General features: G+C 39.5%; 26 protein-coding genes, 1 tRNA gene and 1 pseudogene. 8 read left to right on the forward strand and 20 right to left on the reverse strand.

The window, feature by feature from the left end; genetic code table 11:
- Nucleotide 1: 1 nt before the first annotated feature.
- Together BN53_RS08325 and BN53_RS08330 are read right to left on the reverse strand one after the other, a co-directional pair.
- On the reverse strand, nt 2–1,573 hold the full coding sequence (locus BN53_RS08325) for a peptide chain release factor 3 (protein ID WP_009560520.1): 1,572 nt from the start codon (nt 1,571–1,573) through the stop codon (nt 2–4).
- A complete protein-coding gene (locus tag BN53_RS08330) occupies nt 1,573–2,439 on the reverse strand; it encodes a hemolysin family protein (protein ID WP_009560521.1) in 867 nt (288 codons plus the stop codon). Before BN53_RS08330 ends, BN53_RS08325 begins: the two co-directional genes overlap by 1 nt.
- Nucleotides 2,440–2,543: 104 nt before the next feature.
- On the opposite strand from BN53_RS08330, the gene BN53_RS08335 reads away from it, so the two are divergent.
- The gene (locus BN53_RS08335; protein WP_009560522.1) at nt 2,544–3,005 is read left to right on the forward strand and encodes a hypothetical protein; all 462 of its coding nucleotides are present in this window, start codon (nt 2,544–2,546) and stop codon (nt 3,003–3,005) included.
- Here the strand turns inward: BN53_RS08335 and BN53_RS08340 are convergent, their stop codons facing one another.
- Nucleotides 3,006–3,482: a hypothetical protein gene (locus BN53_RS08340; RefSeq protein WP_009560523.1), complete on the reverse strand. Its 477-nt coding sequence runs from the start codon at nt 3,480–3,482 to the stop codon at nt 3,006–3,008.
- Nucleotides 3,483–3,493: 11 nt separating this feature from the next.
- Entirely contained in the window at nt 3,494–4,309 is an 816-nt protein-coding gene (gene recX, locus BN53_RS08345) for a recombination regulator RecX (protein ID WP_009560524.1), read from the reverse strand.
- Between the two features lie 133 nt (nt 4,310–4,442).
- Here recX and rlmD point away from each other — a divergent pair, with 133 nt between their 5' ends.
- Both rlmD and BN53_RS08355 read left to right on the forward strand, forming a co-directional pair.
- Entirely contained in the window at nt 4,443–5,822 is a 1,380-nt protein-coding gene (gene rlmD / locus BN53_RS08350) for a 23S rRNA (uracil(1939)-C(5))-methyltransferase RlmD (protein WP_009560525.1), read from the forward strand.
- Nucleotides 5,823–6,283: 461 nt separating this feature from the next.
- The gene (locus tag BN53_RS08355; RefSeq protein WP_009560526.1) at nt 6,284–6,568 is read left to right on the forward strand and encodes a hypothetical protein; all 285 of its coding nucleotides are present in this window, start codon (nt 6,284–6,286) and stop codon (nt 6,566–6,568) included.
- Here the strand turns inward: BN53_RS08355 and BN53_RS08360 are convergent, their stop codons facing one another.
- The 5 genes from BN53_RS08360 to map form a co-directional block, all read right to left on the reverse strand.
- Nucleotides 6,569–7,735, reverse strand: a complete 1,167-nt coding sequence (locus BN53_RS08360; RefSeq protein WP_009560527.1) for a hydroxymethylglutaryl-CoA synthase — start codon at nt 7,733–7,735, stop codon at nt 6,569–6,571.
- Between the two features lie 2 nt (nt 7,736–7,737).
- The gene (locus BN53_RS08365; protein WP_009560528.1) at nt 7,738–8,931 is read right to left on the reverse strand and encodes a hydroxymethylglutaryl-CoA reductase, degradative; all 1,194 of its coding nucleotides are present in this window, start codon (nt 8,929–8,931) and stop codon (nt 7,738–7,740) included.
- Nucleotides 8,918–10,093, reverse strand: a complete 1,176-nt coding sequence (locus BN53_RS08370; protein ID WP_009560529.1) for a thiolase family protein — start codon at nt 10,091–10,093, stop codon at nt 8,918–8,920. Before BN53_RS08370 ends, BN53_RS08365 begins: the two co-directional genes overlap by 14 nt.
- Nucleotides 10,094–10,211: 118 nt before the next feature.
- On the reverse strand, nt 10,212–11,123 hold the full coding sequence (locus tag BN53_RS08375; protein ID WP_009560530.1) for a YihY/virulence factor BrkB family protein: 912 nt from the start codon (nt 11,121–11,123) through the stop codon (nt 10,212–10,214).
- A gap of 11 nt (nt 11,124–11,134) precedes the next feature.
- Nucleotides 11,135–11,962 (reverse strand): type I methionyl aminopeptidase, encoded by an 828-nt coding sequence (gene map, locus BN53_RS08380; RefSeq protein ID WP_009560531.1) that lies wholly within the window; start codon nt 11,960–11,962, stop codon nt 11,135–11,137.
- Between the two features lie 143 nt (nt 11,963–12,105).
- Here map and BN53_RS08385 point away from each other — a divergent pair, with 143 nt between their 5' ends.
- Complete coding sequence (locus BN53_RS08385) at nt 12,106–12,552, forward strand: flavodoxin (RefSeq protein WP_009560532.1); 447 nt, start codon at nt 12,106–12,108, stop codon at nt 12,550–12,552.
- A complete protein-coding gene (locus BN53_RS08390; RefSeq protein ID WP_009560533.1) occupies nt 12,545–13,060 on the forward strand; it encodes a GtrA family protein in 516 nt (171 codons plus the stop codon). Before BN53_RS08385 ends, BN53_RS08390 begins: the two co-directional genes overlap by 8 nt.
- A gap of 29 nt (nt 13,061–13,089) precedes the next feature.
- Here BN53_RS08390 and wecB read toward each other — a convergent pair whose 3' ends face one another.
- Nucleotides 13,090–14,229, reverse strand: coding sequence for a non-hydrolyzing UDP-N-acetylglucosamine 2-epimerase (gene wecB / locus BN53_RS08395; protein WP_009560534.1), 1,140 nt, complete (start codon nt 14,227–14,229; stop codon nt 13,090–13,092).
- Nucleotides 14,230–14,318: 89 nt separating this feature from the next.
- Between wecB and BN53_RS09305 the strand changes: the two genes are divergently transcribed.
- On the forward strand, nt 14,319–14,507 hold the full coding sequence (locus BN53_RS09305; protein WP_009560535.1) for a hypothetical protein: 189 nt from the start codon (nt 14,319–14,321) through the stop codon (nt 14,505–14,507).
- A 35-nt stretch (nt 14,508–14,542) separates the two neighbouring features.
- On the opposite strand, the gene BN53_RS08405 is transcribed toward BN53_RS09305, so the two are convergent.
- The 4 genes from BN53_RS08405 to BN53_RS08420 form a co-directional block, all read right to left on the reverse strand.
- A tRNA-Arg gene (locus BN53_RS08405) sits at nt 14,543–14,616 on the reverse strand.
- 46 nt (nt 14,617–14,662) lie between these two features.
- Nucleotides 14,663–15,970 carry a PTS sugar transporter subunit IIC gene (locus BN53_RS08410; RefSeq protein ID WP_009560536.1) on the reverse strand — a complete coding sequence of 436 codons (1,308 nt, stop codon included), beginning with the start codon at nt 15,968–15,970 and terminating at the stop codon, nt 14,663–14,665.
- Nucleotides 15,967–17,199 (reverse strand): DEAD/DEAH box helicase, encoded by a 1,233-nt coding sequence (locus BN53_RS08415; RefSeq protein WP_009560537.1) that lies wholly within the window; start codon nt 17,197–17,199, stop codon nt 15,967–15,969. Before BN53_RS08415 ends, BN53_RS08410 begins: the two co-directional genes overlap by 4 nt.
- Nucleotides 17,199–17,906, reverse strand: coding sequence for a GH25 family lysozyme (locus BN53_RS08420; protein ID WP_009560538.1), 708 nt, complete (start codon nt 17,904–17,906; stop codon nt 17,199–17,201). The genes BN53_RS08415 and BN53_RS08420 overlap by 1 nt, the downstream gene beginning before the upstream one ends.
- Nucleotides 17,907–18,014: 108 nt before the next feature.
- On the opposite strand from BN53_RS08420, the gene BN53_RS08425 reads away from it, so the two are divergent.
- Nucleotides 18,015–19,328 carry an APC family permease gene (locus BN53_RS08425; protein ID WP_009560539.1) on the forward strand — a complete coding sequence of 438 codons (1,314 nt, stop codon included), beginning with the start codon at nt 18,015–18,017 and terminating at the stop codon, nt 19,326–19,328.
- Between the two features lie 45 nt (nt 19,329–19,373).
- Here the strand turns inward: BN53_RS08425 and hpt are convergent, their stop codons facing one another.
- The 4 genes from hpt to BN53_RS08445 all read right to left on the reverse strand — a co-directional run bounded on the left by hpt (nt 19,374) and on the right by BN53_RS08445 (nt 22,390).
- Nucleotides 19,374–19,940, reverse strand: a complete 567-nt coding sequence (gene hpt / locus BN53_RS08430; RefSeq protein ID WP_009560541.1) for a hypoxanthine phosphoribosyltransferase — start codon at nt 19,938–19,940, stop codon at nt 19,374–19,376.
- A 113-nt stretch (nt 19,941–20,053) separates the two neighbouring features.
- Complete coding sequence (locus BN53_RS08435; protein WP_009560542.1) at nt 20,054–21,400, reverse strand: hemolysin family protein; 1,347 nt, start codon at nt 21,398–21,400, stop codon at nt 20,054–20,056.
- Nucleotides 21,401–21,444: 44 nt separating this feature from the next.
- The gene (locus BN53_RS08440; protein WP_009560543.1) at nt 21,445–22,101 is read right to left on the reverse strand and encodes a nitroreductase; all 657 of its coding nucleotides are present in this window, start codon (nt 22,099–22,101) and stop codon (nt 21,445–21,447) included.
- The gene (locus BN53_RS08445; RefSeq protein WP_009560544.1) at nt 22,091–22,390 is read right to left on the reverse strand and encodes a hypothetical protein; all 300 of its coding nucleotides are present in this window, start codon (nt 22,388–22,390) and stop codon (nt 22,091–22,093) included. Before BN53_RS08445 ends, BN53_RS08440 begins: the two co-directional genes overlap by 11 nt.
- Nucleotides 22,391–22,566: 176 nt before the next feature.
- On the opposite strand from BN53_RS08445, the gene BN53_RS08450 reads away from it, so the two are divergent.
- Nucleotides 22,567–23,526, forward strand: a complete 960-nt coding sequence (locus BN53_RS08450) for a sugar-binding transcriptional regulator (protein ID WP_009560545.1) — start codon at nt 22,567–22,569, stop codon at nt 23,524–23,526.
- A 111-nt stretch (nt 23,527–23,637) separates the two neighbouring features.
- Here BN53_RS08450 and BN53_RS08455 read toward each other — a convergent pair.
- Together BN53_RS08455 and BN53_RS08460 are read right to left on the reverse strand one after the other, a co-directional pair.
- Nucleotides 23,638–24,282, reverse strand: a pseudogene (locus tag BN53_RS08455) (anion permease); the annotation flags it as partial.
- Between the two features lie 132 nt (nt 24,283–24,414).
- Nucleotides 24,415–26,814 (reverse strand): phosphoketolase family protein, encoded by a 2,400-nt coding sequence (locus BN53_RS08460; protein ID WP_009560547.1) that lies wholly within the window; start codon nt 26,812–26,814, stop codon nt 24,415–24,417.
- Nucleotides 26,815–26,957: the final 143 nt, after the last annotated feature.

Genomic DNA, 26,957 nt, shown 5'->3' on the forward strand with positions numbered 1-26,957 from the left:
TTTATAATTTTTCGCTTAATTCAATGTCAGGATACTTATCCTTGAAGAAGCGTTCGGCAAATTCATTTTCGAATAAGAATAATGGGTTGTCATAGCGGTCCTTAACTAGTAAGTTACGTGAGTTAGACATTGATAAATCTAATTGATCTGGATTAATCCAGCGAGCAACACGGTGGCCAATTGGGGTCATTTCAACTTCAGAATTGTATTCGTTCATCATTCTGAATTTGAAAACTTCAAATTGAAGCTGACCAACTGCACCTAAGATGTAATCATCAGTTTGATAATTCTTGTAAAGTTGGATGGCTCCTTCTTGAACCAATTGATTCATTCCTTTGTGGAATGACTTTTGCTTCATCACATTCTTAGCAGTTACGCGCATAAATAATTCTGGCGTAAATTCTGGCAATTCAGGAAATTCCACCTTGCGCTTGCCTGAATAGATACTGTCGCCGATTTGGAAGTTACCAGTATCGTACAAACCAACAATATCGCCTGCAACTGCGTCATTAACTTGAACACGTTCACTGGACATGAATTCAGTGGCATTGTTCAAACGGATCGTCTTGCCAGTTCTAGCCAAAGTAACGTCTAAGCCACGGTTGAATTCACCACTAGCAACTCTTACAAAGGCAATTCTGTCGCGGTGATGTGGGTTCATGTTAGCTTGGATCTTGAAGATGAAACCAGCAAAGCTTGGATCATCAGCGGCTAATTCTTCGCCGCCATTTACTTCATGGCTACTTGGAGCAGGTGCTAAATCAACGAAACTCTTCAAGAAAGTTTCAACTCCAAAGTTAGTCAAAGCTGAGCCAAAGAATACTGGAGTTTGATCACCCTTGGCAATCTTTTCTAAATCAAAAGTATTGCCGGCTTCCTTGATCAAATCAATGTCATCAAGGGTTTCCTCAAATTGTGGGTCATGGCTTAATTCTTCAGAATCTGGCAAAGTGCCATCTTCAGTCAATGGAATAAAGCGGTCTTCCCCATCTTTGTGGTAAAGCTCTACTCGCTTGTTGGCAATATCGTATAAACCCTTTAAGGTTTGCCCTGAACCAATTGGCCAGTCCATAGCTACGCCTTCAATGCCAAGTAGTTCTTCTAATTCCGCGATCAAGTCTAGTGGTGGGCGTCCATCACGGTCAAGCTTGTTCATAAAAGTGAAAATTGGAATACCACGCTTTTTTACAACCTTGAACAACTTCTTAGTCTGTGGCTCGATACCCTTAGCAGAGTCGATTACCATCACTGCTGCGTCAACGGCCATCAAAGTTCGATAGGTATCTTCAGAGAAATCTTGGTGTCCTGGCGTATCCAAGATATTGATTCTCTTGCCTTCATATTCAAATTGCATTACCGAACTAGTAACAGAAATACCACGTTGCTTTTCAATTTCCATCCAGTCACTAGTAGCGTAATTACCAGTCTTTCTGGCCTTAACCGTACCAGCTTGTCTGATTACTCCACCAAACAAAAGCAATTGCTCAGTAATCGTAGTCTTACCGGCGTCCGGGTGAGAAATAATCGCAAACGTTCTTCTTTTATTTACTTTGTCTATTAGTTTTTCAGTCATTAATCTTCAGTCACACTCTCATTTGTTACTTCAGGAATATCCAAAACTACCGTCAATAAGCGGGAGCCCTTCATTCGGCCTGTTGTTAGCGTCATGCCATTGTCTAGTTCAACCGTTAGCTTTTCTCCTTTAGCAGGAATTACGCCTAATTGCGTAATCACATAGCCGGCTACTGTATCTACGTCTTCTACATCAATATCGGTACCAAATTCGTCATTAAAATCATCTAGCGGCATCTTGCCATAAATCACATATTTATGGTCGCTAAGCTTATCAAACAAAACTTCTGCCCGGTCAACTTCATCGTCAATGTCGCCAACGATTTCTTCAATCAAGTCCTCAATTGTGGCCAGACCCACAACTCCGCCGTATTCATCAAGCAAAATTGCCAGCTGCCTTTGCGTTTGTTGCATTTCGACTAACAATTCGCCTAAATCCGCTGTTTCAGGTGCAAATAATGGCTCACCCATCACATCTTCGTAGTCTAGCTGATCAAAGCCTAATTGACGCGCCTTTCTCAAGACGGTACGGATGTGGATGATTCCAATAATCTTATCCTTATCATGTTGATAAACCGGAATTCTAGAATAAGGTTGTCGCAAAATTTCATTCAAATTTTCTTGAAAACTTACGCTTGCATCAACCATAAAAGCATCAGTTCTAGGCACCATGACTTCACGAACCATCTTAGTTTGAAAACTAAGCAGTCCTTCTAACATTGAAAATTCTGTATCATTGATAACCTGTTGCTCATGTAAATCTTTGATTTCTTGAGCTAAATGTTCGATCGTATTTTCGCCTTTTTCATTTGCAAACTTGTTCCTAAGTCTTGCAAAAATATTTTCCGAGGCGGGGTCGCTATTCATCTGAATTATGCTCTCTTTCTTTAAAATGCTTTATAAATAATAACATTATAGCATAGAGACTTAGGATTTTATGCTAAAATACAGTAAAGAAACGAGGTAAAGCGATGAAAAAGAGTCATGTCATACTGGTCTTCACATTTTTATTACTTATTCCCTACATCTGTAGCTTGGCAGTGATTGGAATTGGCTACAATGCACTAGTATTGCACTCAGCTGAACTTGTCAGAAGTTTGACCGGTGCTTTAGTTGGGGCCTTGATCATGTTTGCAATCAAAGCTACGATTCAAAGGCCACTAGACTTATTAGCTATGCAAATCGACGATAGCTTTCTTAAACAATTGTTGCGCTTTTTCAGTATTAGAAGACGCCGTTTATTTTTATTTGGCAACATCATCTTTGACTTTGTACTTTGCTTTTTAAGTACGCAACTTACTCGCAACATCCTGACTTTGGATCAAATCGTCGGCAACGCCACTGGCATTGTTTTGTTAGTCATGTTTGTTTCAACTTGCCTTGGAGCCTACATTGAATATGACAACCTATCGATCGATCCTGATCAACATTAACTATTTAGCTGACTCATACCAAATTTGAGTCAGTTTTTTTGTATCCAAATCTAAAGCTTGAACGAAATATGGAACTTCGCTGTCGCCAGGATTTTCATAAACTTGCATCCCGCTGTCGCCAACCTTTTTCATTACTTCAGGAATAACGAAGTTAAGTGGCATGCTAAAGTTGCTGATCTGGCCATCGATAGTGTCTTCTGCTACTTCAGCTGCTGGAAGTTGGTATTTCATCAATCCTGCAGGAGATTCAACTTCTCCTTTAACTAAGACGCCGTACCAGTACATAAATGATTCTGGTCCAAAGACTACCATACTGGCACGCTTATTTTCTAATTGCTTACCAGCCAAGAATTGCTTGAAGCCTTCATCTGCTTCTACTTCGCTGTTAGCTTCAATATAAGTTCTTTGCGCATCCATCATTGATGGGGCAAATACCTTGCCGACAAAAGTCATTTGCTTAATTTCTTTTTTTAACATATTTTTTCCTTTCAATATTCGTCTAGTTCATCTAAATCTATCAATTCGCCATTTAAAAAGAGATCAATCTCTGATGATGAAAAACCATGGCTAAATAAATAGCGCTTGATTCTCATCGCTCTGTCAGCGCCAGTATAACGCTTGAAACGCTTGTAGGCTTTGATGCCTTGCATTTTCAGGGCTTCAAGTTGCTTTTCGTCATCCATGCCCAGATCAAGTTCTTGAATAACATCCTCAGTTAAATTCGTTGAAAAGCCGTGACTGAGCAGTTTATTATTGATCTTTTGCTTAAGCTCGCGCTCAGAATATCGTCCCAACTGCTGGCGCATCGACTTCAGCAATCTAACAGCCACTTGTAGCCAGTCTGCTTGATCTACTTCTGCTAGGGCTTGATTGATAATCTCTGGAGCTACGCCTTTTCCGGCTAGTTTTTTATTTAAAACTCTTGGTCCATCATTGCCAACTGCTAAGTCATTTTTGATAAACAATTCGCAATATCGCTCATCATCTAAATAGCCTAGTTCGCTTAACTCATTGATTGCATTGTTAGCAGATTCTGTGCTAACTTCGCGCTTGATCAAATATTGCATGACCTCAAAGATCGTTCTTGGCTCATAGCTCAAGTACCTAGCGGCTAGATCGCTAGCCTTGCTGTCGGCATCATATTGCCTAATCTCTTCAATTTGTTCTTGAGTCAGACTCTTTCCTTTGAGCAAAACATATTCGGCCAAAGTCTTTTCGCTAACTGAAAAAGCATACTGCTCATCCAAAAAAATATTGTAGCGCCCTGGACGTTTTTGAGCTGCTACTTTGGTAATAATTGCCATCTTTTCACCTCGACCTAGTAAATCTCGCCATTAGATAATTTTATTGCTTGCTAAGCACTTTTTGCAAGTAATATAATAGATCAGATATAATATGTCAGACAATTTTATTAGTTTTTTGTAGAAAGAATTTATCATGAAGAAAACATTTAACAAGAAGGCTCAGCCTAAAGAAAAGAATGTCATTATTACGATCAAGCGTCTTGGCATCAACGGCGAAGGAATCGGATACTACCGCAAGAAGATCATTTTTGTGCCAGGTGCACTTCCAGATGAAGTTGTAGTGGCCAAGTTTGTTAAGGAATATCCACAATATATCCAAGCTGAATTAGTTCGCATCAAGGAAAAAAGCCCCGATCGCGTTGATTTCCCAGCAGATGTAAATTCTGAAATTGGTGGCCTTGAACTTGCTCACCTAGCTTATGACAAACAGCTTGAATTCAAGCGTCAAAACGTGCTTGAAGCCTTGAAAAAGTACCACCCACGTGGCTACGCTAAGTACAAGGTTAAGCCTACTATTCCTGCTCCTGATCAATGGCATTACCGCAACAAGGCACAATACCAACTTGAGTTTAACCATGGCCACAGCCAACTTGGACTTTTTGCGCCTAACTCACATCGTTTAATCGACTTACCAAGCATGCCAACTCAAAGCAAAGCAACTCAAAAGACTGAACGCGACATCAAGAAGTTAATCGATCAACTTCAAATCCCAATTGCTAACTACCGCAAGCATCTTGATGGGATTAAGACAGTTGTCGTTCGTCAATCAGAAGCCACTAAGGAAATTCAAGTTACTTTAATTACCATTGGCCACAAGATCAAGGATCTCTTGAAATTAGCTGATCGAATTATGAAGCTTGATCACGTAGTCAGCGTCTACCAAAATGAAACTGACTGGCGCAACCCACAAGTTTGGGGCAATAAGACTGAAAAATTGCTGGGCAAAAATCAAATTACCGAAGAAATTCTTGGTCGCAAGTTTGCTTTGTCACCTAGAGCATTCTTCCAATTAAACCCAGTTCAAACTGCGACTTTATACTCAGAAGCTTTGAAGATGCTCGACTTAACTCCAGACCAAACCTTAATTGATGCTTACAGTGGCGTTGGTACTTTGGGAATATTGGCTGCAGATCAAGTTAAGCAAGTGGTTGGAATTGAAACCATCCCTGAAGCTGTGCTTGATGCTAAGCACAATGTTAAGCTCAACCACATCAAGAATGCCGATTACTTCCAAGGCAGCGTTGAAAAGATCCTACCTCAATTGCAAAGATCTGGCTTGCCAGTTGATGCCTTGATTGTTGACCCACCAAGAACTGGATTAGCTAAGAGCTTGATCAAGACCCTATTGCAGGTTAAACCTCAAACTTTCGTTTACATCTCCTGCAACCCTTCAACTTTGGCACAAGACTTAGTCCTATTAAGCGAAGCTTATGATGTTCGCGTCATTAAAAATATTGATATGTTGCCACAAACCCCACGTTGTGAATGTATCGTTAAACTAGTTTTACGCTAGACACAAAAAAGACTCCTATGGAAAAAACCATGGAGTCTTTTTTGATGAAGTGGACGAGGCAAACTCATCAATTTATAGTCACGAATAAACGCGCTATGACACGGCATGTCGCAACAAAAAATTAACATTCACTTGTTCGGGTCTTTACGTAAAACGTAACACTTATTTATAATAGTCGGAATTGCAACAGCCATCTTACAAAAATATCACTTTAGCTGATCTCTATCGATATAGAGAATCTTACTTCCAACAATACATAATTCTGGAGATAAAAACTTACTTATATTGTTAAATTCAAATTTCTACCTCGTCTACATTTCCATCATACCACAAATGTAATCGCTTGCAAATACTATTAGCATTTTTTATCGTGTCTGGCATCCCTATTTATAATTGAGTAGAATATCAATAGTTACAGCTATCCAAATAGCTAATATTGAAGTAAATTGAGGGGTAAAATTATGACTTTAAATAACTTTTTGGAACTAATCCGCAATATTAATCAGAATTCTACTTTTTATGTAAAAGTTGACCAAAAGCAGCTTCCTTTATCCAAATTTACCCTCAGTTCAAGCGAAAGTTATTTTTCTGTTGGACAAAATCCTATGACTAAGCAAAAATTTATCCGCCTAATCAAGCAGATCTATCGGACTAGCTTGCCATTATACGTCAATTATGACAATCGTAAGATCCCTATCTATGGCTTGCAGATTTCAATCGAATTGGGACGAATTATCCTGATGTAACTACTTTACTTGGCGATATTGGCGAACATAATTTTGCGTCCCGGCAAAATACCAAGTCCCAGGAACTTCATCGCTGGTAATTTCTACCCCATCTTCTGGCTCATTCAATGCCTGAGTGAAGATCTTTTCATATTCATCAATTGATAAAGCTTGGCGACGTTTGAACATTTCTTCTTCATGCTCTAAAGCTAATTGCTTGCGGTAGCCATCAACTAAATTGCCTGAGAAAAATTCTGCCATCGCACCTGAACCATAAGAAAAGAGTCCGATTAAGGAATTTGGTGCAAGTTCTGCATGCTCTAGAAGCGACAACAAACTTAAATACAAAGAGGCAGTGTAAATATTGCCCACCTCCATGCTGAGCTGTTTTGAAGCTTCAAAGCTAGCAGAAAGCTCATCTTGAACGGATTTATCTTCATCTTGAATAGCCAAACGATTGGCCTTGAGGCCTTGCTTAGTAAATGGCAAGTGATAAATCAAAGCTGAAAAGTCTTGCGTTGACCAGTTCTTTTCTTTCTTGTAGCTTTCAAAAGTGTGCTTGAAGAAGTCCAAATATACCTGAGTTGAATACTTGCCTTCTACTAAGGCCGTCTTAAAGCCGTTTGGCCTCCAGAAGTCGTTGATATCATCGCTGTAGGCACTGTGTCCTTCATTAATTGTCAAAATTCTTGGATCAGCCTTGATTAGCATACTGATACTGCCGGCACCTTGAGTAACTTCACCTGGCGTATTCAAACCATAGCGAGCAATATCGCTGCCGATTACGATTGCACTGTGGTGAGGATGTGAGCGAACATAGTCGCGGGCTGTCATCAAGGCAGCAGTCAAGCCAAAGCAGGCTTCTTTAATTTCAAAAGTTCTAACTGCTGGATGCAAGTTCAAAGCCTTTTTGACAAACAAGGAGGCTGACTTAGATTGATCAACGCTTGATTCAGTCGCAAAGATCAACAAGCCCACCTTTTTTTGCTCAATTTCGTTAAAGTATTCAAGCGTCGCATTTATTCCCATCGAAACGGCATCTTGACTAACATCAGCGACAGCCATTTTCTTTTGGCCGATTCCAATCAAGAACTTGTTTGGATCGACATTTCTAGCATGCGCTAGTTCGACCATGTCAATGTACTTATTCGGGGTATAAAAACCGATTTTATCAATTCCAATTTTCATTTTTATTCCTCTCTCAACTGTTGCAAAAATTTCTTTGCAGCACTTGCAGTGTATTCCTTAGTTTGAATCATCTTTTGCAATATCTGCTCTTTTTCATCTGAACTAGCATCAAGTTTGGCTACTAAGTTTCTGGCCTGCAACTTCATGTGCCCGGCTTGAATTCCTTTAGTTGAAATTGCTAGTAAAGCAGCCAAATTGTTGGCTAAGCCGACTCCAGCAATAATTTCTGCTAGCTCTTTTGCATCGACTGGACCTAAAATCTTATAAGCATCTTGCACGTCGCTGCGAACAGAAATCGAGCCACCAACTGTGCCAATTGCTAAAGGCAAAGTCAGCTCACCAATTAAGCGATCTGCTTCAATCCGCCATTTGATTAGGCTCTTTTCTTTGGCAAACATCCCTGTTGCTGCTTCAACTGCGCGAAAGTCGTTGCCTGTTGCAAGCAAGACTGCATCAACGCCATTCATAATCCCTTTGTTGTTAGTCACAGCGCGGTAAGGGTCAATTTGGCCAATTTTGCTTAAAAGAACTATTTTTTCGGCTACTTTTCTTCCGCCGACTGTTTCTAGATCCAAGCTGGCCTTAGCAGTTGCAAATTGACTAGGATAATTTGACAAAATGGCAAAGAGCTTCTCTTCAACTCCAATTTCTAATTCAAATCGACTAGCCAAATATTCCAAAATAGCGTTGGTCTTGTTAGCCCCCATGGCTTCAGCTGGATCAACCAATGTCCGCAAATATACTAGATCTTGGTCTTGTCTAGCACTGATCTGCTTTAGTCCGCCTCCATGCTTTACTAAACTAGCAAACTCGTAATTGACCTCATCGATTAATTTAGGGAAACTAGCCTTGAACTTTTCTAAATCAAAGCTACCTGTTACCTTTAAGACAATCTGTCCATAGATGCCATCTCTTTGACTGCTAGTAGTTATGCCGCCATTTTTAGCAAATAAATTAGCTCCATGATTGGCAGCAGCTACGACCGATGGCTCTTCTGTTGCCATCGGCACTTGGTATGACTTGCCATTGACAACTAGGGATTCAATCATCCCCAGTGGCAGACGCAATTGGCCGACAACATTTTCGCTTAATTGATTTAAGTTTTTCAAGACTTTAGGATCGATTGATCCAAGTTCAATTCCCCTATCAGCTAGAATTTCTCGCCTCTTTTGGGGAGATAATTTATAAAATTTCATTGTCAACCTTTTCAATTTCATAAGCAATTGCTTGGCCACCACCGATACATAAAGTAACTAAGGCTCTTTTTCCCTTAACTTGCTTTAAAGCGCTAATAGCTGTAGCAACTAGTCTGGTACCAGTTGCACCCAAAGGATGTCCTAAGGCGATTGCACCACCTAAAATATTCAACTTTTCAGCTGGAATTTCTAAGTCTCTTGCAACAGCTACTGCTTGAGCAGCAAAGGCTTCATTCAATTCGATTGCATCGTAATCAGCAATGCTTCTGTGAGTCTTTGCTAGCAGCTTCTTGACTGCGTAATAAGGCGTATAGCCCATTAGACTTGGATCAAAACCAGCTTCAGCAAATTCACCCAATTTAGCAATTGGCTTCAAGCCGAGTTCTTTAACCTTTTCAGCCGTTGCCAGAATGAGCATGCTAGCTCCATCATTGACTGGGGAAGAATTTCCAGCAGTAACTTGACCATTAGACTTAAAGACAGGCTTTAAGTTAGCTAAAGCTTCTAGACTAGTATCAGGTCTAATGCTTTCGTCAGTCGTTAAAGTTTGACCATGCAATTCTACTGGAATAATTTCTTCTGTAAAAGCTTGCTCTTCAGTAGCTTTAGCTGCTTTTTGATGAGAAGCTAAGGCAAATTCATCCATTTCTTGTCTAGTAACATGGTATTTTTCAGCAACGTTTTCTGCTGTAATGCCCATTGCTTGTCCAGTAAAGGAATCATTTAAGCCATCGACAAACATACTATTTTCTAAGTGGTCAGCTGCCTCATCTTTGTATTTTTTAGCTACTAAAAATGGCGCATTAGTCATGCTTTCAGCCCCGCCCACTGCTACTAAGCCCAAATCGCCCATCAACATTTGTCCTTGAGCTAGGCGCAAAGCCTTAAGACTTGACCCGCAGACATCATTGACCGTTGTAGCCACTGAAGTTTGACTAAGACCGGCTTTTAAAGCAACTTGCCGGGCCATATTTTCGCCTAAGCCAGCAGAAATTACATTTCCCATCATCACTGCTTCAATTTTTTGTGGATCGAGCTTAAGCTCTTTAAGACTTTGACTTAAAAGCTCACTAGCCAAATCAACCGCAGTTAACTCCTGAAAGAATCCCCGATATCTGCCAATCGGTGTTCTTTTAGCTAAAACAATAAAAATTTCGTCCATAAAAACCTCCATTTTACCGCTACTAAGTGTACAACGGGATCTGTAAGAAAAACTTGTTAAATATTTAAATTTTTACAAATAAAGCGAGCCTGAACAATCAGACTCGCTTCAATGAAATTTATTTTGCAGAACGGCGTCTTTGTTGAATATATGAGGCTACTCTACCAGATGAAAAGTTAACTTGACCGTATCGCATGCGAACAATCGTCGCATTGACACAGGTACCAAATAATAACAATAAGGCAGTTAAATGCAGCCACATCATAAAGATAATAAAAGTACCGACAATTCCGTAATTTTCCCAGCTAATTCTGAAATTATGCAGGTAAAAGCTAAATCCAAATGATAAAGCAATCCAGCCTAGTACCGTCGTAATGACTCCAGGCCAAATTACTCGCTTGCGCAGATCAATATTGGGCAAGGCATAATTTAGATAAGCCACTAGCAAAGTAATCAGCGTCAAAAGCACTGGATACTTGTAATTGAACAAGGTGACCATTTTTCCTAAGGAAAAGCCAAAAATCGGCCTAAGCAATCCTAGAATCTGTTGACCAAAAATCAAGGCCAAGCTAAACACGGTAAACAGCATCAAAATTACGCCGGTCAAAAGAATCGTTACTCCGCGGTTCCAAAGAAAACTGAGTAGCGATAAGTTCAACTCAACCTTATGAACGTCATAGATTCGGTTCATGCCGATTCTGATCGCATTTACCAAGTTAGAGAAGGTCCAAAGAGCCGTCACAATACCAAAGGAAATATAACCAGTAGACTTATTCTTAAGCAGGGAATTAATGATCGGAATAATGTAGTGCGATATTTGCTCAGGTAAGATTAGATTCAAATATTCCGCAATGGGGGCTGTATCAATGTGAAATAAAGGCAAGATATTTCCTACGATCATAATTACCGGAAAAATCGAAAACAAAACGTAATAGGCAATTATGATTGCGCCTTGAATAATCTCTCCTTGCGTATAAATTGTTGAGATTGTTTGATAGAATCTCTTGATTCCCCCACCACTTTTTTTCATTTAGCTAACCACTAATCTTCCATTTCATCAAAATGAGGCAAGTACTTTTCGTAACCATCGTATGGCTTTTGCAAAGTCAAAATCTTTGGACCATCCTTGGTAATTACGAAAGTATGTTCAAATTGAGCTGACTTTGAACCATCTGGAGTAGCATAGTATACCCAATCATCGTTAGGATCAGCGACAGTTCTTTGGTCAATTCTCCAGTCTCCACCAGCTTCAACCATTGGTTCACAGGTAATTGTCATACCTTCTCTTAATCTTAAACCGTGGCCTGCCTTTCCCCAGTGAGGAACTTCAGGATCTTCGTGGATAGTTGGTTGAATACCATGACCAACTAATTCACGAACGTCGCCAAAGTGGTTTTCATCTTCAACATAATGTTGAATAGCAGCACCGATATCACCAATTCGATTGCCCAAAACAGCTTGGTCGATACCTAAGTACATTGCCTTTTCGGTTACATCCATCAAGCGTTGGTCTTCTTCAGAGATCTTTCCTACAGGATAAGTAGTACATGAGTCAGTTTCGTAACCTTCTACATTACAAGTTACGTCAACCTTAACCAAATCGCCTTCTTGCAAGATACGATCTTTTCTTGGAGTTTGGTGGGCAATTTCGTCATTGACTGAGATGCAAGTACCATACTTGTAGCCTTCAAAGCCTTGTTCAGATAAACGGCCGCCTCTTTCTTTCATGAACGCCTGACAAAATTCTTCAATTTCCCAGGTAGACATTCCTGGCTTAATCACATCTCTAAGGGCTTCAAACATTGATGCAAGAAGTCTACCTGACTTTTGCATTCCCTTTAATTCACGTATAGACTTAATTGTAATCACGAGTTGTCCTCTCTTCTAAAAATACTTTTTCTCCATTATATCGTTTTATTTCTTTTTTTTAAACTTTACTAAATTTTCGAAAAATAGGCGAAAATCTTGTATAATAGTATGCATTGATAAATCAAGACTGGGAGGTAAGCATAATGAAGGCGAAAATCGTTTACGCAAGTATGACAGGTAATGATGAGGATATGGCTGATATTCTTGAAGAAGATTTGCAAGATTTGGGTTTCGAAACTGATTCAAGTGAGGTAGCATTTGCGGATGCTAGCGAATACTTAGATAGCGATCTTTGTATTTTTGTCACTTACACCTATGGCGAAGGAACCATGACCGACGAAATCGCAGACTTTTATGACCAATTAAAGGAATTGGATCTTTCTGGCAAATATTTTGCAGTGATGGGATCCGGCGACAAGACTTACGGCGAACACTTCTGCGAAAATGTTTTTGACTACCAAAAAGCATTCCTTGCTTGCAATGCTACTGAAATCACTGCTCCAGTGACAATTGAAAATGCTCCTGACGATGAAGCAATCGAAGCAATTGATCAGGCAGCAAGAGAAATGGCTGATAAACTTAATGGATAAAAAACGACTTACAGTTTCTGACCAAGCCAATATTCGTCGTTTAGGCAAAAAAATTGCCACTAGACACCGCAACTTATGGGCATACATGCTTTTTGGCTTTATTGCTGCCTTAATCAACACGCTTATCTTTATGATTATGCACCAATGGTGGCATATCGTGTTGGTGATCTCCAACACGGCAGCCTTTATTATTTCAAATGCTGCCTCATTTTATTTCAACCAAAAAGCAGTTTTTACCAATAATGTTGACCAAGATCATTCAACTTGGCATAAGTTGATCGTCTTCTTCACTTACCGCATTATTAGTTTATTGCCCGATACCTTGATCATGTTAGTAGGATTATCGTGGCTTCACCTCAACCCCTTGCTAGTAAAATTGATTGACCAAATATTAGTTGGTATCTTCAACTATTTGACTACTAGATCAGTTTTTCAAAAGCAAGAAAAAACTATGATTAAGCGTGCTAAAGCTCGGCTAGAAGAAAGAAAATCTAAGACAAAAAAATAAGATGGTATCTTTATCGATACCATCTTATTTTATTCAAAATCGGTTGGGCGAGTTAAACTCTTGTCAAAGTAGTAGGCAATATCGTCCAAAATCCGATCGCTTGCATGACCATCGCCGTATGGGTTCTTGGCATTAGCCATTTGTTCATAAGCAGCTGAATCTTCAAGCAATCTAACCATTTCAGTTCGAACGCTTTCTTCTTGCGTTCCAACTAGCTTCAAAGTTCCCGCTTTTACGCCTTCTGGTCGCTCAGTTGTATCTCTTAAAACGAGTACTGGCTTGCCTAAGCTAGGTGCTTCTTCTTGCACGCCGCCTGAATCAGTCATAATGAAATATGAACGCTTAGCTAAGTTATGGAAATCAACCACATCTAGCGGATCAATCAAGTGAATTCGTTCATCGCCTGAGAAAACTTCCTTAGCAACAGCTTGAACTCTTGGAGAAAGGTGCACTGGATAGATAATTTCGACATCATCATGACTGTCGACCACTTGCTTCATCACCTTAAATACTCGCCGCATAGGCTCGCCTTGATTTTCGCGGCGGTGCATTGTTACTAAGATTACGCGATTGCCATCCTTAATTTCATCAAGCACTTGGTGGTGGTAATCCTTTTGAACTGTTTCTTGCAAAGCATCAATTGCAGTATTTCCTGTTACGAAAATATTGTCAGCTTGATGATTTTCCTTTAATAAATTAGCCTTGGACAGGTTAGTTGGGGCAAAGTACAAATCTGCCAAGTCATCAGTCATTTGACGGTTCATTTCTTCTGGGTAAGGCGAATACTTGTTCCAAGTTCTAAGTCCAGCTTCAACGTGGCCTAAAGTTGTTTGCTCATAAAAAGTGGCCAAAGAGGCAGCAAAACTGGTCGTGGTGTCACCGTGAACCAAAACGATGTCAGGCTTTTCAATTTGAATTACTTTGGACAAATCGATCATTACCTTGGAAGTAATTTCTGCCAAAGTTTGATTTTTATGCATAATATTGAAATCATAATCTGGAGTAATTTTGAAAATATCCAATACTTGATCTAGCATCTCACGGTGTTGGGCACTAACCACGGTCACTGCTTCAAAGCGGTCGTCTTTTTGCAATTTTAATACTAAGGGTGCCATTTTGATTGCTTCTGGTCTAGTTCCAAAAACAGTCATTACTTTTATTTTTGCCATAATAAACCTCCACATATTAACTATAATGATAACGATTTTTGTGGTACTATTCAACATAGCAAAAAACTAAATCTAAGAGAGGAATAAAAATGGCGATATTAATTTTGGCATCTGTGTTTATTGTTATTGGATGCTTCTGCGTAGTCTTTGGACTTGATAAGTCTCGTTCTCCCAAAACGCGCAAATACTTGCTCTATACAGCCTTTATCTGTGTTTTGCTTGTCTGGGGCTTGATCAGCTTGATCATGCTTAACCCAATGACGACAACTCATGGATAAAATAAAAGCATTGCCACTAGGCAATGCTTTTTTGATGATCCCGGTGAGATTCGAACTCACGACACACGGTTTAGGAAACCGATGCTCTATCCAGCTGAGCTACGAGACCAGTACGAATTAACTTTACCATAAAATGTAAGTTAATTCATTATTTTTTAGAATTCTTTGTTTGCCTCTGCTAGCTTGTTAGCCGCAAAGATAAATGGCATCCATATCAGCAAAGAAATCCCGATATTAAGCAGGCTGACAACGATTGCTCTCCAATCATAATTGCAGGCCAAAAACGGACCAATGATTGGCGGCATAAAGGTTGGAATGGCAACTTGAACCGGATTGACCAGCCCCATTACCGTCATCCAATATGCAAAGGCTACATTAACGACCGGTGCTAATAAAAATGGAATTAAATAAATAGGATTTAAGACCACTGGCAAACCCAAAATAACTGGCTCGCCAATATTAAAGACCCCCGGCGCCAAAGCAACTTTAGCCACGGTTCGATCTTGAACCTTCTTAGAGAAAAGCAAAATTGCAATAATCAATGGTAAAGTGCCGCCAGTACCACCAAACCAAGCAAAAACATCAAAACTTGCTCTACCCCAAATCATCGGTGCTATTTTGCCAGCTTTGACAGCAGTAACGTTGATATTTTGAGCTGTTAGCCAGATCGAATCCAAAATCGGCGCCATTACTCCCAGGCCATTGATTCCAAAAAACCAAAAGATCTGGATCAATAAAGTTACAAGTAAAACTAGGCCAAATCCTTGTCCGATCTTAACTAATGGGATTTGAATTGCCTGCAATAGCCAATCGCCAAAGTATTTTCCAGTGACAAGCTGGAATAAATAATTGATTCCGCCAACTGAAAAAATCGCAATCAACCCTGGAAGCAGCGCCTCAAAGGCTGACATTTCCGCATGTGGATAATTAGTATGCAAAGGCAAAATTATTCTCGCCCTGTAGCAAATAAGATAAATACCAAAGCCAAGCGAGCCAAATAAAATTGCTGTAAAAATTCCAGCCGTAGAAAATTGCTCAATATCAAAGGCTTGCCGGACAATAATCGCATCCCCATCAACCTTAGTTTTGACTAAGTTGGCCACGCTCATCATAAAACAAGACAAAGAGATGATCGCCCCAGCTGGACGATTTGCTTCAAAAGTTTTAGCTAATTGATAGCCGAGAGCCACCGCCAAAAATAAAGCAAATAAAGAAAAAGTCCCCCGCCAAACTATCTGACTGATGGATAAGATCGGCTTAAGTGCCACTGTCAATGCATGCCAGCCTAGCTGGTCATTAGCAATTTCAACCAAACTCTTAATCAAAACAGCCAGCGATCCTGCCATTGTAATTGGAATTACAGAAACAAAGGCGTTTTTTAAAGCTACTAGCCACCTAACCTGTCCAAGTCTAGCTGCCAAGGGCAAAACATAGTCTTCAAGCCAAGCAACTATTCGATTCATTTCTTCACCTTCAGATAATGTGGATGGTATCCCTTATTCTTATTCTTGCGCTTTTTATGCTTTTTCTTGCTATCTTTAGGCTTTGGAGTTGCTGTTGGCTTTTCAGCTTGCTCTTTTTTCTTCTTCTCTGGTTTCTTTTCGCTTAAATGATAGCCGGCAAAGTAAACCCGGCTTACTTCTAGTTCATCGGCTAAAAGTGTCTTCAAATCACGAAAATCGTGGTCATCGCCTAAAGTTACTACATGACCTTCCTTGTTCATTCGGCCCGTTCTTCCTGCCCGGTGCAAGTAAGTATTCACTTCGCTTGGAATATCATAATTGATAACATAAGTTACATCAGGAATATCCAAACCACGCGCAGCCAAATCTGTTGCTAAGAGCAATTTATTTCTACCTAAAGCTAAATCGCGCAAAGCTTCTTCTCTTCTACCCTTGCTAAAGTCGTTTGAAAGCAATTGGAACTTAGTCTTAGTATGACCCAATATTCCGGCTACCTTTAACATGGTTTGGTTAGAATCAAAGAACAAAATCCCCTTGAAGGAATCCAGTTTAGTCATTTTTTGCAAAAAATCGATCTTGTGGGCATTGTCAACTTGCAAGAAATAATGCTTAACTTGTGACTTCTGCCGGTTGCGCACATCGATCAATAAGAATTGCCGTGCAAAAAGTTCTTCCGCATTTTTGGTAATCTGGGAGTCAGTTGCCCCAAAGAGCAAAATCTGACTGCTAGATGGCAAGTTTTGGCCTAATGAGCTAAGTAATTCCATCTTGGTAAATTCCAAAATGTCGTCAGCTTCATCAATAATCAAGGTCTTGATTTGCTTAACCTTAATGCGACTACTTGAAAAGAAGTCAAAAAACCGTCCTGGGGTTGCTACAACAACTTCTGGGTGCTTCTTTTTCAAGACTTCTTCTTGTCTTCTGCGATTTCCCGCACCCACTAAGGACACCCCGCTTAGGCCTAAGGCTGCGATATACGGGTTGATTGCATGGCGAATTTGCACAGCTAATTCAGTTGTTGGCGCAAAAATCACCAGCTGATTTGGCTGGCCTTTTTCTACTCTTTCTAAGCTTGGCAAACTATAAGCCAAGGTTTTGCCAGTTCCTGTCTTAGCTAAAGCTACTAAACTGACTCCATTTAAAATCGCTTCATAAGTTTCAGTTTGAATTAAAGTTGGTTTAGTCTTATGTTCTCTAGTCAGAACTGCTTGAATTTTTTCTTGATACATTATTGTGCTAATTGTCCGTACTTCTGTTTATACTGCATAACCGTGCCATTATAAGCATACATGGTTACGCCTCTATCCAATTCACTAACGTTTTTAACTCGTCCGTTAGTGCTATAACGCCAAAATGAATACTGCAATTTATTAGGCTGCTTGGGTGACATTTTCAAAAACTGCGTATTCTGAGGAAAAAGTCGATGATACTTATAATTAAGTGCCACTAAGACATTCTTTTGCCCAGCTTGAAGCATGCTGACAAAATTTGCCATCGATCTAAGATACTTCTTGGACCTACTACTTACAGCTGGCTTGACCATAATCGGCAAGCTGCCAGTATTATTGCCAACTTGTTTGAAAAAGTAATCATAATGCTGTCTTGCAGTCGATTCATTGCTATAATAAATCACCGTGCCAAAAGCCAATTTTGTTCCTAGAATCTGATCTCGGTAGGTCAAATAATCATCATCAAAGTATGACCGCCCTTGCGTGCTGCGCAAATAGACAAATGAGAGGCCGTTTTCCTGCAATTGATGCAGATCTATTCCAGAATAATTTTGATTTAATTCAACCCCGATTGCACTAGGATTTGCATCGCTAGGCAAGGTCGTATCGCGCTTGAAATTGCTATAGCCCCAAAATAAGCCCCCAATTGACAAAGCCAAAAGCAGCAAAATGAGCGGCAAGGTCAAGCGATGATGAAATCTCTTCACAATATGATTCACCTTCCAATTAACTATTTTACCCAAGTTTTCATTCTATACCAAACGACTTTATTCTTGTATAATAGCATAAGTTCACTTTTTAAATGGGGTAACTTTATGAAAAGACAAATTTCTTTTTTTCAAGCTCTTGCAACTGTAGTCGGAGCTGTAATTGGAGCCGGGGTTTTCTTTAAAATTGGAACAATCACCGCTCAAACAGGCAGCACGTCAATGACGCTTTTTGTTTGGCTGATAGCTGGGATCGTTTCGATTGCTTCAGGCCTAACTATTTCGGAATTGGCCGCCTCTTTAAAAACCAATGGTGCAATTAAATATCTAGATTATACCTATGGTAGTATTTGGGGCTTTTTATTTGGCTGGGCACAGATGATCGTCTATTTTCCAGCTCAAATCGGAGCCTTGTCTTCGATCTTCGGCGTACAATTTACGTCACTGTTTAATCTGCCAAGTCATTATAGCAACCTGATTGCTGTGTTGGTGGTCGTCTTTTTGACCATAACTAATTTTATCAGCACCAAGTTTTCTAGCAAGGTTCAATCAGTCATCACAGTTATCAAAATCATTCCAATTGTTTTGATCATCGTTTGGGGCTTGTTCAATCAACACAAGATCGGAATCCAGCTCTTCCCTGTTACGGTGGGCGCTGGTAGAAGTTGGGCCGGTGGAATGAGCCAAGGCTTATTATCTGCTTTATTTGCTTTTGAAGGTTGGATCGTAGTTACTAACTTAGCTAACGAAGTCAAAAATCCTGAAAAAGACCTTTCTGGATCAATCATTTTAGGCCTATCGATTATCACGATCATTTATATCTTGATCAATTACGCCTTCTTGACAGTGCTTCCACTAGCCAAGATTCAAGGAAACGAAAATGCCGCCTTTTTAGCTTCTAGCAAGCTATTTGGAGATATCGGTGGCAAGATCGTCACAATTGGTATTCTGACTTCGGTCTATGGTGCAGCTAATGCCTACACCTTGACGGGGATGAGAACTCCTTACATTTTGGCACAAGATAAGCTTTTGCCATTTTCCGATAAAATTGGCAAAACCAACATCAACACAGGTGTTCCAGTATTTGGGGCTTTGATTGTCAACTCAATCTCAATTGTCATGATTGCCCTTGGCAACTTCGATATTTTGACAGACATGTTGGTTTTGGTAATGTGGGGCTTTAATACAATGTTAGCTGTAGCTGTATTGATTCTTAGAAAGCGCGAACCAGAGCGCAAGCGTCCATTCAAAGTTCCATTGTATCCAGTGATTCCAATCATTGCCATTGCTGGCGGAGCTTTCATTATTGTAACTACGATTATCAATCAATTTTGGCTCTCGCTAGTGGGAATTGGCTTAACTCTATTAGGAATTCCACTTTACTATCACCAAAAGAAAGTTAACCAGAAAAATAACGACTAACCAAAGAAGCGATTTGCAAATGCAAACCGCTTTTTTGTATGACTATTACTTGATATATTTATCAATGATTTCTGGCTTCAAAATGCCAATGTATGGAAGGTTGCGATACATGTTCAAGAAGTCCATTCCATATCCAACTACGAATTCATTACCAACCTTTGAACCGTAATATTCAACTTCAACTTCAGTAGTTCTGCGAGCTTCCTTATCAAGCAATACGCAGCACTTAACGCTCTTAGCGCCACGCTCAATTAAAAGATCCTTCATAAACTTAAGGGTCAAGCCAGTATCAACGATATCTTCTACAATCAATACGTCTCTACCTGCAACGTCAGCAGCTAAGTCATGTACTATCTCGATCTTGCCAGTTGATTCAAAGCCATCGCCATAGCTAGACACATCAATGAAGTCTAATTGTTGTTCAACATCCATTTGCTTAGTCAAGTCAGTCAAGAAGTAAATTGCACCCTTCAAGGCACCAACTACTAAAGGCTTCTTGCCTGCATAATCTTCGGTCAATTGCTTACCTAAACGAACACAAATTTCATGAATGTCTTCTTCTGTAAATAGCTTATGATCAATAATTCGACCCATATTATCGCTTTTTGCCATGTATATTCCCTTCGCTTTACTCAATCTACTACAATATTCTTGATACAAGTGATTATAACATTTTTATTCTAAAAAAGCGCTAAAAATAGCGCTTTTTCTGAATATTTTTATTTTTACTCTTCTGATTGGTCGTCTTTTTCCTGGTCAAGGGCCTTAACGATGAACCAACGCATAAATCCTTGCTCAATATTGTCAAGTTTGAATTCAAAGCCTTCAAATTCAACGCTCTCGTCCTTCTTCAAATCAGGATAGTGTTCCATCATATAACCACCAATAGTGATAATATCACTGTCCTGGAAGCCCTTGATTTGACTGTGGAAGTAGCGTTCAAAGTCATATAAAGTAGTCTTGCCGGAAACATGAATCAAGCCTTGCTTGTCCTTGATAATGTAATCATCAGAAACATCATCAATTTCGTCCTTAACCGTTCCAAAGAGCTCTTCATAAATATCCTTATCAGTCACAATTCCGCTAGTTCCACCATATTCATCAACTACCAAAACAATTGGAGTGTGCTTTTGAATCATTAAATGCAAAATTTCTTGAATTCGCATTGATTCTGGAACTGTAATAATCGTTCGAATGATTCTAGTAACAGGAACGCTGCCATCAGCTTCGTTTTGCTGGATGATGTCGTAGGCATAGACATAACCAACGACGTCGTCTTTGTCATTATCTCTAACAACTGGAAAACGGCTATAGCCCTCTTCAAGATATTCCTTCAAGGCAAAAGAAATCGTATTAGTTGAATCCAAAACATTCAATCTAGTTCTATCCGTCATGATATCTTTGGCAACTTTGTCGTTTAATTCAAAAGCCCGCTCCATATAAGTTAAATCATACTTATCAAGCGAGCCGCCATGAACGGCATTTTGCGACAAACGAATGATTTCTGACTGAGAATAGATCTCGTTTTCTTCATCTGCTGGATTATATCCTAAAAGATGCAAAAGAGCATTTGAAGAAGTATTCAATAACCAAACAAATGGATAAACCAAAGTGTGGAAAAGCTGCAATGGATAAACGATTGCCAAGAGCATTTTGACGGACTTTTCAATCGCAATATTCTTAGGCACGATTTCTGTTACGACAACTTCTAGGTAAGTCAATAAAACAACCCCTAAAATGGCACTAATAGACTTAACCAAAGAATGCGACATGCTCGTCAAATCGAATAATCGAACAAAGATTTCCGCCAAAGTATCCGCAGAAAACCAACCCAGGATTACCCCAACCAAGGTGGTGCCGACCTGCGTTGTTGATAAATATTCATTAAGATTATGTGACATGTGCAAAGCTTTTTTGAGCTTTTTCTTATTGCCTTGGTCATTTGCCAGCATATCTTCAAGCTGACTAGTCCGCGTTTGCACTAGGGCAAACTCAGCAGCTACGAAAAAGGAAGCAAAAACAAAGATAACCAAAGTAGCAATCACATTTGTAATTATTTGAGCGTTACTCAAAGTTGTTATCACCTTTTTAAAATAAAAATATAAAATAGCCTGAGCTATTTAGAAACTTTATAAATACGATCTAAAGGCAAGCGCTCTGGGTAGTAAATCGGCTTATTAACTTCAGCCGCTCTATCTAGATAACCCACAGCGATACCCATTCCAACTGATTCATTTTCAGGGATGCCAGCATATTTGCGAACAAGGTCTGGATATGAAACTAATGAGTGGGCTGGCATGGTAGCCAAGCCTTCATTAATTGCACCTAGCATCAATGTTTGTGCAAAAATACCTAAATCAAAGACTGACCATGCAGGAGACTCCTTAGGTATAGTTAGATATAGGACACATTGAGCATTGAACATGGTGTTGTTAGCCTTATTAAACAAGGCCAATCTCTTATGGTAGAAGTAGCTTTGCGAAGCACCCATAGTTGCCATGTTCTGACTTGGGAAAGTATCCCACTCAAGTGAGAGCATAGTCGCGAAGTCTTCGTCAGGCTTGATGCCTTCTAAACTTCTAGCTTCATGTTCTTTTCTTAATGCAGCTAACTTATCACCCATTACTGCGTAAATGCGCCAAGGTTGAGAATTAAGCAATGATGGAGAATATTGAGCTTGTCGAATAATATCAGCTAATATTTCTTCATTGACTTTACGATTGGTAAATTTACGCGTAGCTCGTTCTGACTTAAAAACTCTTTTAAAATCCATCGGATGAATCCTTTCTAATAGTTTTTTGGTTTTGGTTTTCCTTTTCTCTGGCTAATTCAGCTTCCTTAATTGCTTTTCTAGCTTCTTGATCATTCTTATGCAAATAGATCAAAGAAAGTACTGTTAGTTCTAATCCTCCACAGCAGATCAAAATAATCCCGATTGGAATTAACCAAGCAAGTTTAAGTTGCGAATAAGTGAAAACTGCCAAAAACCACAGCACTAAGCCAACAGCCATTAAGCCAATGCCAATTGCGATTTGCTTGTTGCTTAGTCTATATTTTTTCATTTCATCAATCCTTTTCCCTGCAACAATCCCTACTAGTTGCTAACACTTAAATTATATCAATATTTTCGCCAAAAAAGAAAAAAGACACGATAAATTTTTCTTTATAAAATGATTTATAATATTTATGATAACGATGGTATCGTTTTCCAATCAAGTAATTTAATCAAGGTGGTTATATGCAATTAACTGATAGCCAAATTGCTGCAATTGCACGCGATTTTTATCTTAACGGACTCAATATTGAAGAATTATCACATAAATATGATCTATCGCGCTATTTGATTGCCAAGTCTCTCAAGGATGCTCGCGATAAGCAAATCGTACAGATTTCAATCAATGATGACGACATGCGTCGAAACTCTGAACTAGAGTATTATTTCAGGCAGATCTTCGACTTAAAAGAAGCCTACATCTTGCGTAAGGGCAGCACTAAGACCGAGGATGCGGAGATTTTATCGCGCTTTGTGGCTAATAAATTGCAGCACATGCTTAGAGAAGTGAATAATGTTGGCCTAACTTGGGGAACAACCAGCATGGACATTATTCAGAATTTCCAGCATGAAAATCTGCCTAATCTAACTTTCGTCCAATTGCTTGGAATAGCGACAGAAACTGGTCATAGAAAAAATCCTTTAGCTCAAACTGCTGCCTATAAATTTAATGCAAGTTTTCAGGAACTTCCTGCTCCTTTGTATTGTGCTAATCCACTCACAATTCAGTATCTAAAACAAGAGCCCATGTTTATTAACTTGAAAAAATACTATAACAATTTAGATATGTTGCTAACAGGTTTAGGTACTTTTCAATCAATTGAGGAAAACAAGGACTTATCTATGCAATATAGCTCTGACTTATTCAAAAATATTGATACTAGCAAAATAGCCGGTTTTATTTTGGGGCGACCATACACAGTTGAAGGAAAAATTTTGGATAATCTTGAGCCATATATCTGCGGTATTGACTTAGCAGAATTAGCTAAAGTCCCCGTCCGCTTTATTGTTGAGAAAAGTCAATTCAAGTCTACTGCTGTTCTCGGAGCCCTTAATTCCGGATTAATTACTCATCTTGCTATAACTGAAGGAATTGCAAATAGAATTTTACAAAAAATCGGTACTACTTCTGCACTCCATAAATAGTTATAACTATTAATAATGCAAAAAGCCTTGATCGAAAAACGATCAAGGCTCTTTCACTAGAATCTTCTATAAACCAATAACATTCATCCATAGGCCACCTACTAAACCATAAAGGACCAAGATTGCCATAACTACCATTGGTGACATACCACCGATAGCATGCTTGATAGTTCCTTGAAGCCATGGAATTACGCCACCTGGTTGACTCAATTGACTTGCCATAAAGATCAAGATTGAGAACCAAATAACAACGTTCCAAGCACCATTTTCATTCAAAATATCCTTGGTAGTCAAGATACCTGAAAGAAGCAATAACGCTGTAGCTAAGAAAGCGACCCAAGTTGCATTAACAGCCGGTACAAAACTTGAAACCATCCATAATACTAATGACAAAATAAAGATAGCTAGCATTAATTTTTCAGACAATTTCATTTGTCCCATTTCTGCCAATTGTCCTTCTGCCCAAGATTTTGCATTTGGAGTTTCTTTAATCTCAGGTGGATATAACTTGTACAAAATAAATGGAACAACGATTAAGGCAATTAAACCTGGAACAATAGCTGCTAATAACCATCCAAACCATGAAACATGAACACCGTTAGCAGCTGCCAAACCGATAGCGGCTACATTTGGTGCAGATGCAGTCATGAACAATGATGAAGTAATAGTATTAGCTTGAAATTCGTTATAAACTAGATATGAACCAATTTTCTTTTCAGTTCCATCTCCGACTTTTGAACCAAAAGTATGAGCTAATATTCAGTACAATAAATATCGTTTTAACATTCAAATTATAAATATGAATACAAAAAATAAGGACTAATTCTAAGCGGATTTTAGAATTAGTCCTTATCAAATACTATGTTTATTTATATTGCATTCTATTAGTTACTTAAGGCCTTCCCATTTCCATTCAGTAACTTCAGGAATATCCTTACCGTTGTCACGAATGTATTGGTGGTGCTTAGCCAATAATTGATCCATTTCGTCAATTACACTTGCACTCCTGTCCTTCAATGCTGGAATGCTTTCAACAGCGTCTTTTACCAAGTCGAAACGGTCAAGGTGGTTCAAGACTCTCATGTCAAAGGCAGTGGTGATGTCACCATTTTCTTCATAGCTGTGAATGTGAACATTGTAGCGCTTGCGAGCAAACCAGATTGATTCCATCATGCTCTTGTAACCGTGCCATGCAAAGATTACAGGAACATCAGTTGGGAACAAGCGGTCAAATTCTTCTTGTGAAATTGCCTTTTCGTTATCCTTTGGACTCATCAATTTCATTACATCAACTACATTAATGTAACGGATCTTCAATTCTGGGAACTTCTTGTGCAAGATGTCGATTGCTGCTAAAGTTTCCAAAGTTGGTTCTGTTTCAGTTGACGCAAAGACAACGTCCGGCTTAGCATTTTGGTCAGTTGAAGCCCAATCTACGTAGCTTAAACCTTGATCAACTAGCTTAGCAGCTTCTTCAATTGAGAACCATTGTGGACGTGATTGCTTTGAAGTTACCAAAACATTGATACCTTCACGATCTTGGAATGCCTTGTTTGCTACAGCAAGCAAAGTGTTAGTATCTGATGGCAAGTATTCGTGAATCATGTCTGGACGGTTCTTTTCGTATAAGTGAGTCAACAAACCTGGATCTTGGTGAGTGTAACCGTTGTGGTCTTGTTGGAATACAGTTGAAGTTGCCACAAAGTTAAGTGATGGGTAGTCATGACGCCAGTATTGTTCCTTAGCCTTACGCAACCACTTCATATGTTGAGTAAGCATTGAGTCAACTACACGACCGAATGCTTCATAAGTTGCAAAGAATCCATGACGACCAGTTAAAACATAACCTTCCAAGAATCCTTCAGCTTGGTGTTCTGACAATTGTGAGTCGATTACACGACCGCCAGTTGACAAGTTTTCGTCGTTTGGTTCGTGTACGTCGCCTTCCCATTGACGCTTTTGTTCATCTAATAAAGTAAACAAGCGATTTGACTTAGATTCGTCAGGACCAAATCCGCGGAAAGTGGTTGGGTTCAATTCAACAACTTTGTTCAAGTACTTAGCCCATTCAACCATATCTTGAGCTTCGATTGAACCTGGCTTGTCAAAGTTCAAGGCAAATTCACGGTAATCTGGCAAGTTCAAGCGCTTAGGGTTGATACCACCATTAGTGATTGGGTTCATTGCCATTCTTTGATCGCCGCTTGCAGTGTTACGAGTAACGATTTCCTTTGGTGAACCATCTTCGTTGAAGAGTTCTTCTGGCTTGTAGCTCTTGAGCCAGTCAAGCAAGAGGTCCTTGTGAGTCATGTCGCCTTGTTCAACTGGAATTGGAATTTGGTGAGCACGGAATGAGTTTTCAATTGGGTTTCCGTCAAGATCTTCTTTCGGACCTGTCCAACCCTTTGGTACTTGGAAGATCAATAATGGCCATTTGGGCATGCTTTTGTCGCCAGTTTCGCGAGCGTGCTTTTGGATTGACTTGATTTCTTCAATAATTTCATCCAAAGTCTTAGCCATTTCTTCGTGGATGTCCATGATGTCCTTCATGCCATCGTAGCGGCCACCCTTAAAGGTTGAAACGATGTATGGCTTCCAGCCCATACCTGAGAAGTATTCAGTTAATTCTTCATCGCTCATCTTAGCAACGATAGTTGGGTTAGAAATCTTGAAACCGTTGATTTGTAAGATTGGCAATACAGCACCGTCTTTAACTGGATTGATGAAACGGTTGCTGAACCAACTTGCTGCCAAAGGACCAGTTTCAGCTTCACCGTCACCAATTTCAACAGCAGCAATTACATCTGGGTTGTCCAAGATAGCACCAGTTGCGTGTGACAATGAGTAACCTAATTCCCCACCTTCGTGGATTGAACCTGGAGTTTCAGGAGCAGCGTGTGAAGCAACACCACCTGGGAAGCTGAAGCGCTTGAAGAGCCTTGTCATACCAGCTTCGTCTTGAGTAATTTCTGGGTAACGTTCAGTGTATGAACCGTCAAGGTAAGAGTTTGAAACCATTACTTGACCACCGTGACCTGAACCTTCGACGTAGAACATGTTCAAGTCATACTTCTTCAATACTCTGTTCAAGTGAGCGTAGATGAAGTTTTGTGGAGAAATAGTTCCCCAGTGACCAATTGGCTTTGGCTTAACATCTTCAGCTACAAGTGGGGTCTTAAGCAAAGGGTTCTTCATCAAAAATAGTTGACCAACTGATAAGTAGTTAGCAGCACGCCAGTAAGCGTCAACACTCTTTAAGTAATCTTTTGAATCGTAATCAACTGACATAGTCAACACCTCTTAAAATCTTTATTAATCTTCGTTCTTTCTTTGTTACAAATTAATCATACCACATTTTTTATAAATTTCAACCATTTATAAAATTGGTACCATCCAATTTTTATTAAGCATATTAAGTAAATGCTTATATC

It is taken from the genome of Lactobacillus pasteurii DSM 23907 = CRBIP 24.76 (assembly GCF_000297025.1).
Taxonomy (GTDB): domain Bacteria; phylum Bacillota; class Bacilli; order Lactobacillales; family Lactobacillaceae; genus Lactobacillus; species Lactobacillus pasteurii.

Bases quoted from the DNA above. Each gene is read 5' to 3' on its own strand.
- BN53_RS08325 (WP_009560520.1), bottom strand. From the start codon at position 1,573: ATGACTGAAAAACTAATAGACAAAGTAAATAAAAGAAGAACGTTTGCG.
- BN53_RS08330 (WP_009560521.1), bottom strand. From the start codon at position 2,439: ATGAATAGCGACCCCGCCTCGGAAAATATTTTTGCAAGACTTAGGAAC.
- BN53_RS08335 (WP_009560522.1), top strand. From the start codon at position 2,544: ATGAAAAAGAGTCATGTCATACTGGTCTTCACATTTTTATTACTTATT.
- BN53_RS08340 (WP_009560523.1), bottom strand. From the start codon at position 3,482: ATGTTAAAAAAAGAAATTAAGCAAATGACTTTTGTCGGCAAGGTATTT.
- recX (WP_009560524.1), bottom strand. From the start codon at position 4,309: ATGGCAATTATTACCAAAGTAGCAGCTCAAAAACGTCCAGGGCGCTAC.
- rlmD (WP_009560525.1), top strand. From the start codon at position 4,443: ATGAAGAAAACATTTAACAAGAAGGCTCAGCCTAAAGAAAAGAATGTC.
- BN53_RS08355 (WP_009560526.1), top strand. From the start codon at position 6,284: ATGACTTTAAATAACTTTTTGGAACTAATCCGCAATATTAATCAGAAT.
- BN53_RS08360 (WP_009560527.1), bottom strand. From the start codon at position 7,735: ATGAAAATTGGAATTGATAAAATCGGTTTTTATACCCCGAATAAGTAC.
- BN53_RS08365 (WP_009560528.1), bottom strand. From the start codon at position 8,931: ATGAAATTTTATAAATTATCTCCCCAAAAGAGGCGAGAAATTCTAGCT.
- BN53_RS08370 (WP_009560529.1), bottom strand. From the start codon at position 10,093: ATGGACGAAATTTTTATTGTTTTAGCTAAAAGAACACCGATTGGCAGA.
- BN53_RS08375 (WP_009560530.1), bottom strand. From the start codon at position 11,123: ATGAAAAAAAGTGGTGGGGGAATCAAGAGATTCTATCAAACAATCTCA.
- BN53_RS08385 (WP_009560532.1), top strand. From the start codon at position 12,106: ATGAAGGCGAAAATCGTTTACGCAAGTATGACAGGTAATGATGAGGAT.
- BN53_RS08390 (WP_009560533.1), top strand. From the start codon at position 12,545: ATGGATAAAAAACGACTTACAGTTTCTGACCAAGCCAATATTCGTCGT.
- wecB (WP_009560534.1), bottom strand. From the start codon at position 14,229: ATGGCAAAAATAAAAGTAATGACTGTTTTTGGAACTAGACCAGAAGCA.
- BN53_RS09305 (WP_009560535.1), top strand. From the start codon at position 14,319: ATGGCGATATTAATTTTGGCATCTGTGTTTATTGTTATTGGATGCTTC.
- BN53_RS08410 (WP_009560536.1), bottom strand. From the start codon at position 15,970: ATGAATCGAATAGTTGCTTGGCTTGAAGACTATGTTTTGCCCTTGGCA.
- BN53_RS08415 (WP_009560537.1), bottom strand. From the start codon at position 17,199: ATGTATCAAGAAAAAATTCAAGCAGTTCTGACTAGAGAACATAAGACT.
- BN53_RS08425 (WP_009560539.1), top strand. From the start codon at position 18,015: ATGAAAAGACAAATTTCTTTTTTTCAAGCTCTTGCAACTGTAGTCGGA.
- hpt (WP_009560541.1), bottom strand. From the start codon at position 19,940: ATGGCAAAAAGCGATAATATGGGTCGAATTATTGATCATAAGCTATTT.
- BN53_RS08440 (WP_009560543.1), bottom strand. From the start codon at position 22,101: ATGGATTTTAAAAGAGTTTTTAAGTCAGAACGAGCTACGCGTAAATTT.
- BN53_RS08445 (WP_009560544.1), bottom strand. From the start codon at position 22,390: ATGAAAAAATATAGACTAAGCAACAAGCAAATCGCAATTGGCATTGGC.
- BN53_RS08450 (WP_009560545.1), top strand. From the start codon at position 22,567: ATGCAATTAACTGATAGCCAAATTGCTGCAATTGCACGCGATTTTTAT.
- BN53_RS08460 (WP_009560547.1), bottom strand. From the start codon at position 26,814: ATGTCAGTTGATTACGATTCAAAAGATTACTTAAAGAGTGTTGACGCT.